The sequence below is a fragment of the Streptomyces spinoverrucosus genome (assembly GCF_006539505.1).
Taxonomy (GTDB): domain Bacteria; phylum Actinomycetota; class Actinomycetes; order Streptomycetales; family Streptomycetaceae; genus Streptomyces; species Streptomyces spinoverrucosus.
Window position 1 is genome coordinate 19,976 of the sequence record NZ_BJND01000092.1, and the last position, 7,374, is coordinate 27,349.

Sequence of the window (7,374 nt, forward strand, 5' to 3'; positions counted from 1 at the left end):
GGTCACCGCCACGCGAAGGAGTCGCTGACGATGCGCCAGGGGTCCACGTTGTCGGCGTTCGCGGGACCGGACAGAGTCAGATCCACCTCGCGGCCCTGCCGGTGGAAGGCGTACCGCTCGAACGCGTCGCGCACGACCTTGCCGGTGACCGGATCCGGGGCGGAGTCGCCCTGGTAGGTCAGCAGGACGGCAGGCCCCGCGTGCCGGGTCACCTGAGACACCTTGGCGCTGCTGAATTTCGGCACGTGCCCGCGCAGCTGGGGAACGACCTGGTTGGTGACCGAGCCGACCGTGGGTGCCGTGGCGGCGGAGGAGGCGGTGATCTGGACGCGGTTCAGCTTGTCCGTGAAGACGGTGGTGCCGCCCTGGCTGGTGCGGGCCCAGCCCTCGGGCACCTTCACGGTGAAGCCGCCACCGGGGGGCTGGTAGGCGACGTATGCCTGGTTGTCCGGGATGTCACCGGCCGGGTTCGACTCGGTGGGCGCGGCGGCGCCGGCGGCGGGGCTGGCAGACGCGGAGCCGGAACCGGATCCGGAACCGCTGCCCGACGACCCGGAGCATCCGGCTGTCACCACCGCCGCGAGCACCAGCCCGACGACGCCGAAGGTACGTACGTGTGGCATGCCACTGCCTTCCTGGGAACGCCCGGCACTCTCCGCATGACCGGGCTGTCATGCCACCGACGCTAGGAAGGGGCCGGTTAACGCCCCGCTCGGCGAGGGTTAGACGACGGCAAAGGCAGGCGGCGGGCCGTGCCCGGCCCGGTGCGCGGCCCGCATGATGGGGTCATGAGACAGCGTGTGGTGCGGGTGGCCGTCACCGCCATACTGGTGGCCCTGATCCTCCTCGCCCTCCCCCTGGCCGTCGCGATCAGGTCCTCCCTGTACGCCGACCAGCGGGACACTCTTGAACGGGCCGCCCTGGCCGGTGCCGTCCGTGTGAACCCCGACTACGCGAGCGGCGACCCGGTCGAGTTGCCCGCTCCGGTGGCCGGCATGCGGCTCGGCCTGTACGACCCGGGCCTGCGCCTGAAGGCGGGCGCAGGCCCTCGGACGGGGGATGACGAGGTCCGGCGATCGCTCCGTGCGGTCGTCACCAGTGGGGAGTCAGGCGGTCAACTCGTCGTCGCCGTGCCCGTCTCCCACGACGAACGGGTCATCGGCGTGGTCCGGGCCTCCTCCGAGGTGGCGGCCGTACGCAACCGGGTCCTCATGGGCTGGGCGGCACTGCTGGGCGCCGCGCTGCTCGCCCTGACCGTCGCCGTCCTCGTCGCCCGACGCCAGGCACGGGCGCTTGCCGCGCCCTTGGAGGACCTCTCACGCCACTGCCGGGCGGTCACCGACGGGGAACTGACCGCCCGGGCCGGTCCCAGCACCATCGCCGAGATCGACCAGGTCGCCCGCACGCACAACGACATGCTGCACAGCCTGTCCGAACTCCTGCGGCACGAACGGGACTTCACCGCCAACGCCTCGCACCAGCTGCGTACTCCGCTGACCGGTCTGCAACTCACCCTGGAAGCGGGACTGGGGAAGGACGACTCCCGCATGCGGGCGAGCCTGGAGGAGGCCCTCGCCGCCACCCGTCGGCTGCATGGCACCGTGGAGGAGGTGCTCCGCCTGGCCGGTGCTCACGGCGTCCCGCATCCCGCCGCGCCGGACCGGCCGGTTGCCCGGCTCCTCGAGGAGACCGAGGAGCGGTGGCACGGCTTCTTCGCGCAGGACGGCAGACGCCTGGAGTGCGCCACCCTGGATGCACCGGCCGACGTGCTCGTCCCGGCAGGGCCCGTCACCGAGATTCTCGGCGTCCTGCTGGACAACGCCCGTGCACACGGACGCGGCACCGTCCGCGTCACGGTCCGGGACCTCGACGACGCCCTCGCCCTGGACGTCACCGACGAGGGAACGGCGGCCGTCGAACCGGCGCGGATGTTCACGCGCGGGCACACAGGCGGCGGAACGGGCACGGGCATCGGCCTCGCCCTCGCCCGCGACCTGGCCGTCACCCTGGGTGGCAGGCTGTTTCTCGCCAGCGGCGACCCCACGACGTTCACGCTGCTCGTTCCGGTCCGGCAGGTCTGAGCCGGCCGATCGACCAGATCCCCGGCCCCGCCGGAGACGTCAGGCGGGCTCCCGCGGTATCCGCAGGGTGAACGTCGCCCCCTTTCCGGGGCCCGGCGACTCGGCGGTGATGTCGCCTCCGTGGGCGCGGGCGACGCCCCGGGCGATGGTCAGGCCGATGCCGCTGCCGCCGGCCGGTGCGGGGCGGCCGGGATACTCGATGCGTTCGAAGCGGGCGAAGATGCGGTCCAGGTCGCCCGCGTCGATGCCGATGCCGTCATCCGTGACGCGGACGACGGCCCCGGGCGAGGGATCCCCGTCGGCGTGCGCGGACAGCGACACCCGTCCGTGCGGATCACAGGCCGACAGCGCGTTGCCGAGGAGGTTGACCAGGACCTGGGTGATCCGGTCGGGGTCGCAGTCGACGGTGACCGGCCCGGGGGCGGTGACGTCGAGGGACACCCGGGCGTCGTCGAACTGGGGGCGCAGCCGCTCGGCGGTGGCCCGCGCCAGTTCGGTCACGTCGGTCGGCGCGCGGTGGAGGGTGAAGGCGCCCTCCTCCACCCGGGAGAGGCTGGAGAGGTCGTCGGCCAGGCGTCGGAGCCGGTCGAGGTCGTCGGTGAGCGAGGCGAACATGGCGTCGTCGGGGACGAAGATGCCGTCGGCCATGCCCTCGATCTGGCCCCGCAGGATGGCGATGGGGGTGCGCATCTCGTGGGCGATCTCGGAGACCAGTCGGGCCCGGCGGCGCTCGGTGTCGGCGAGGGCGGCCGCCAGCGAGTTCACGTCGCGGACCAGCGCGGCCAGGCCCGGTTCGCCGGGCACGTCGAGGATGTCGTCGTAGTGCCCTCTCGCGAGCTGGTGGGTGGCGGCGCGCACGGTGTCGAGCGGGCGCAGCAGGAACCGGGAGACGACGACGGCCGCCAGGACGGCCGCGAGCACCCCAAGCCCCAGGCCCGCCTTGACGACCACGTCGGGATCGAAGTGATGGCGTCCGGGGCCTTCCATGAGTTCCTTGCTCGCGGACATCGCCCCCAGCGCCACGAGCAGCACCATGACGTGGGAGACCACCAGGCGGTTGCGCAGCGACAGGCGGGAGCGGAGGCGGTGCAGCCGCGTGCGTGCCAAGTTCAGGAGGATGCGGGTCTTTGGGCGCATGGGGGTCCTCAGACCGGGTCGGCCGACGAATCGGGCGACCGGCCAGGCGGTGCATCTCCGGTGACCGGTCGGCCGACGAACCGGTATCCGATGGTGCGGACGGTGCCCACCAGCCGGGGTGCGCTCGCGTCGTCGCCGAGCGCGCGGCGCAGCGTGCGGATGTGCACGTCCACGACCCGCTCGTCGCCGAAGAAGTCCTCGCCCCACACCTGGGCCAGCAGCCCGCGCCGGGTGAACACCCGGCCGGGGGTGCGGGCCATGGCGAGCAGCAGGTCGAAGTCGAGCGCGGAGAGCTCCACTTCGCGGTCGCCGGTGGAGCCGTCCGCGCTGTCGACGAGGACGGTCCGTGTGTCCGGGTCGACGGTCAGCCCGTCGAAGCGCAGCACCGCATCCGTCTGTGCCGCCTCAGGGCCGCCGTCTGTGCGCCGCAGGACGGCCCGTACCCGCAGCGCCAGCTCCCGGGGGCTGAACGGCTTGACGACGTAGTCGTCGCTGCCCGTGGTGAAGCCGATCAGCCGGTCGACCTCCTCGCCCCGGGCGGTGAGCAGGATCACCGGGACCGGGCTCGTCTCCCGGATGCGGCGCAGCACTTGGAAGCCGTCGAGGCCGGGCATCATTACGTCCAGCACGACCAGGTCCGGCCGGTCCCTGGTCACGGCTTGGAGCCCGGCGGGCCCGTCCGGCGCCTCGACGACCTCGAACCCGTCGGCCTCCAGATAGCCGCGCACGGTCATCCGTATCTTCGGCTCGTCGTCAACGACCAGAACGCGCTGCGTACTCATGGCTCTCGTGCTGCTCGCTCTCGGAGGGGAGGGTGGGGCGGGGGATGGCCGCCGGGGTGCCGGGGCGTGCGGTGGCGTGGAGGTAGAGGTCCTCGAACGTCGCCAGCGTACGGCGGATGTCGTGCTCGGCGACGATCGCCCGCCCGGCCTCGCCCATCCGCCGCCGGGCAGCGGGGTGTGCGGCCAGCGCGGCCAGGTGCCCGGCCAGGGTGGGGACCTCGCCCGGCGGGAAGAGGTGGCCGTTGACGCCGGGGTGCACCAGGTGCGGCAGTGCCATCGCGTCGGCCGCGACCACGGGCAGGCCCGCGGCCATGGCTTCCATGGTGACCAGGCTCTGCAACTCGGCCGTGCCCGGCATGCAGAAGACGTCGCAGCGGGCGTACGCGGCCAGCACCTCCCGGTCACTGACCAGGCCGTGGAAGGTGACGCGGTCGGCGATGCCCAGATCGCGCGCCAGGTTCTCCAGGGCGCGGCGGCGGGAGCCGTCGCCGACGATCTCGCCGCGCACCTTCCGCCGTGCGGGCAGCAGCGCCAGGGCGCGCAGCAGCTCGTGCACGTTCTTCTCCTCGTCCAGCCGCCCCACGAACAGCACGCGCGTCTCGCCGTCGCCGCGGTCCGTCGCCGGCTGGGAGAAGCGGGCCAGGTCGAGGCCGCAGGACACCGGCAGGGCGGGGGACGTCAGACCGTTGTCGTGCAGCAGCCGTACGGCCCGGGGAGTGGGCGCGGTGACGAAGCGGGCCCGGCGGAAGACCCGTACGAGGTCGCGCCAGGCGAGCCGGCAGGCCGCGGCGGCGAGCGGGGCGGGCAGGCGGGTGTAGCCGGTGAGGTTCTCCGGCATGAAGTGGTTGGTCGCCACCACCGGTATGCGGCGCCGGTGCGCGGCGGCGGCCAGCGAGCGGCACACGGCGAAGTGGGACTGGATGTGCACCACGTCCGGCGCGATGTCGTCCAGCAGGCGGGCGGCCGGCCGGGCGGTCTGCCAGGGCAGGCAGACGCGGAAGGTGGGGTGGGCCGGGGTGCGGTGGGAGACCAGCCGGTGCACGGCGATCCCGTTCACCGCGGTCGTGCTGGGGCCGGCCTCCGTCGCCGGGCAGACGACGTGCACCTGATGTCCGCGGTCCGCCAGTCCTTCGGCGAGGCGGTGGGCGAAGTTCGCGTTCCCGTTGACGTCGGGCGGGAAGGTGTCGGCGCCGATGACGATGCGCTGCGGGCGGGGGGAGGAGGGACTGGGCATGGGATGTTCCTGTCGTGGGAGGGGCCGGTGGCCGTGAGTGAGGTGGGAAGCGGGGGTGGAGCGGGTGATGTGGAGGACACCGGCCACGGCGAGCGCCCAGCAGGCCAGGGCGGTGGCCGCGGTGGCGGCGGAGAGTGCGGGCGCCTCGTGCAGGAGGCCGATGCCGATGCCGACGGCGACGAGCGGGTCGACCACGGTCAGGCAGGCGACGGTGACCTCCGGCGGGCCGGCCGCGTGCGCGCGCTGGGCCAGCCAGAAGCCGACGGAACCGGCCAGCGCCAGCCCGGCGAGCGTGCCGCCCAGGGCGCCGCTCAGGCCGTACGACGTGAACTCCTCGCCTGCGGCCCGGCCTAGGACGGACACACAGCCGTAGGCACTGCCGGCACCGGCCGCCAGCGTCAGGCACCGCGCCCGGCCGGGCAGCACGCGGGCGGCCCCGGCGCAGGCGGCGACCACTGTCAGGACCAGCAGCCCGGCCCACAGCTGGGCACCGGTGGTGACAGGCGTGGCGACGGTGGCGTGCGCGGCGAGGACCGCGAACCCCGTGGTCCCTGCGACGATCGCCGCGAGGGCGAGGACAGTTCCCCGGCAGGGGAGGCGACGGCGCACCCGCGCTCCCCAGAGCACGCTCACCACCACGGCGGTCACACCCAAGGGCTGCACCACGGTCACGGGCGCCAGCCGGAGTGCGGTGACGTGCAGGGATCCGCCGACGCCGAGCAGGGCCAGCCCGGCGAGCAGCCGCCGTCGGCGTCGCCGAAGGACGGCGCGCGGCGGGGCGGGGGCGCGGTGCCGCTGCGCCGCCTCGTGCTGCAGTCGTGCGGCTGCCGCGTAACAGGTGGCGCCGAGAACCGCGAGGAGGGCGGCGATCGGGGTCGTCATGGGCGCCGACTGGTGGATGAGTGCCGGCCGGTGGCCGGGGGCTCGCCGGCGGACGTGTGCTGGCCGGTGGATGGGGGTCGGTCGGTGGGTCGTTGCCGGCTGGTGGGTGGTCGCCGGCTGGTCGGTTGGGGCTCGCCGCCGGACGTGTGCAGCTTGGTGGCCAAGCGCCATCCGGTGGCCAGGCGCCGCCCGGTGGCCAGGCGCCGCCCGGTGGCCAGGCGCCGCCCGGTGGACGTGTGTCGCCCGGCGGACAACCGCCGTGCGGAGGAAGGGGGTTGCCCGGCGAACGCGCCCCGCCCGGAGGGCACGGCATCGGCCATCGCGAACAGCAGGGCGACCTCCAGCCCCAGCGTCACGCGCTCGGCCAGACCGAGCAGCGGGGCGGCCCGTGCCGCCGCCGGCGTGACCGGCCGGAGTGCGCTGAGGTGGGTGCCCAGGAAGACCAGCGCGGCGGCCGAACTGGCCCACGACAGGCGGCGTATCCGGCGCCCCTGCGCGCGTGTCGGCGCGTGGCCGTGCAGGCGGTGGGCCAGGAGCAGACCGCCCACCGGGAGCGCGGCCAGCGTGGCCCCCGCAGCATGACGGTGCACCACTCCGCTCAGGGACGGCGCGGCGCCCGCCGGATCGGTCGGGAAGACGGCGCTGAGCGCGAGCCCCGCGCAGCCGACCCCCAGGACCGCCGGTGCGACGGAGCCGATCGGCAGCCGACTGCGGAGCAGCCCGGCGAGCAGTGCGGCCGACCCCGCCGCCGCCGAGCCGACGCACGCCGTGAACAACGTCGTCGTGCCCTCGTGCAGTGCGTAGTCGCTGAGCGTCTGTCCGAGGGGGTCCACCTGCTTGGCCCAGCCCAGGTGAAGCAGGGCGGCAAGCACGACGGAACCGGTCAGCGCGGTGTGCGCCGCTGTCGTCAGACTCTGGTGGCCACGGTGATCGACGGAGGCCGGGGGTGGGAGAAGCGCGTGCATGACGACGAGAGAACCGGTGATCGATAAGGCGTCTACCGCTCGGCGCGTGAAGCTTCGATGAAGGGGGCCTGTGAGCCCCCTCGGCGTCGGGACACGCCAGTCAGGATGCGTTCAGGCAGCCGGTGGCACGGTCGGGTCCCATGACCTACGAGACATCCGAGACTCCACAGAACCCCGCCGCCCACGCCGCCGCGCCGGCCCCGGTCCGTCACCGCATGCGCTGGAACAAGGTGCCCGAAGTCACCCTGTACTTCTGGGTCATCAAGGTGCTGTGCACGACGGTCGGCGAGACA

The 7,374-nt window shown here is 73.9% G+C and carries 6 protein-coding genes; 1 reads left to right on the forward strand and 5 read right to left on the reverse strand.

Annotated elements, in window-relative coordinates:
• Positions 1 to 2 precede the first annotated feature (2 nt).
• A complete protein-coding gene (locus SSP24_RS38790; RefSeq protein WP_141315380.1) occupies positions 3 to 623 on the reverse strand; it encodes a hypothetical protein in 621 nt (206 codons plus the stop codon).
• Positions 624 to 788: 165 nt separating this feature from the next.
• Here SSP24_RS38790 and SSP24_RS38795 point away from each other — a divergent pair, with 165 nt between their 5' ends.
• A complete protein-coding gene (locus SSP24_RS38795) occupies positions 789 to 2,081 on the forward strand; it encodes a HAMP domain-containing sensor histidine kinase (RefSeq protein WP_141315382.1) in 1,293 nt (430 codons plus the stop codon).
• Positions 2,082 to 2,120: 39 nt separating this feature from the next.
• Here SSP24_RS38795 and SSP24_RS38800 read toward each other — a convergent pair whose 3' ends face one another.
• The 4 genes from SSP24_RS38800 to SSP24_RS38815 are packed head-to-tail and all read right to left on the reverse strand — an operon-like array spanning position 2,121 to position 7,081.
• The gene (locus SSP24_RS38800) at positions 2,121 to 3,188 is read right to left on the reverse strand and encodes a sensor histidine kinase (protein WP_229865233.1); all 1,068 of its coding nucleotides are present in this window, start codon (positions 3,186 to 3,188) and stop codon (positions 2,121 to 2,123) included.
• Positions 3,189 to 3,226: 38 nt separating this feature from the next.
• Positions 3,227 to 4,000: a response regulator transcription factor gene (locus SSP24_RS38805; protein WP_141315384.1), complete on the reverse strand. Its 774-nt coding sequence runs from the start codon at positions 3,998 to 4,000 to the stop codon at positions 3,227 to 3,229.
• Positions 3,972 to 6,116, reverse strand: coding sequence for a glycosyltransferase (locus tag SSP24_RS38810; RefSeq protein ID WP_141315386.1), 2,145 nt, complete (start codon positions 6,114 to 6,116; stop codon positions 3,972 to 3,974). The genes SSP24_RS38805 and SSP24_RS38810 overlap by 29 nt, the downstream gene beginning before the upstream one ends.
• On the reverse strand, positions 6,113 to 7,081 hold the full coding sequence (locus SSP24_RS38815; RefSeq protein ID WP_141315388.1) for a DUF998 domain-containing protein: 969 nt from the start codon (positions 7,079 to 7,081) through the stop codon (positions 6,113 to 6,115). Before SSP24_RS38815 ends, SSP24_RS38810 begins: the two co-directional genes overlap by 4 nt.
• Positions 7,082 to 7,374: the final 293 nt, after the last annotated feature.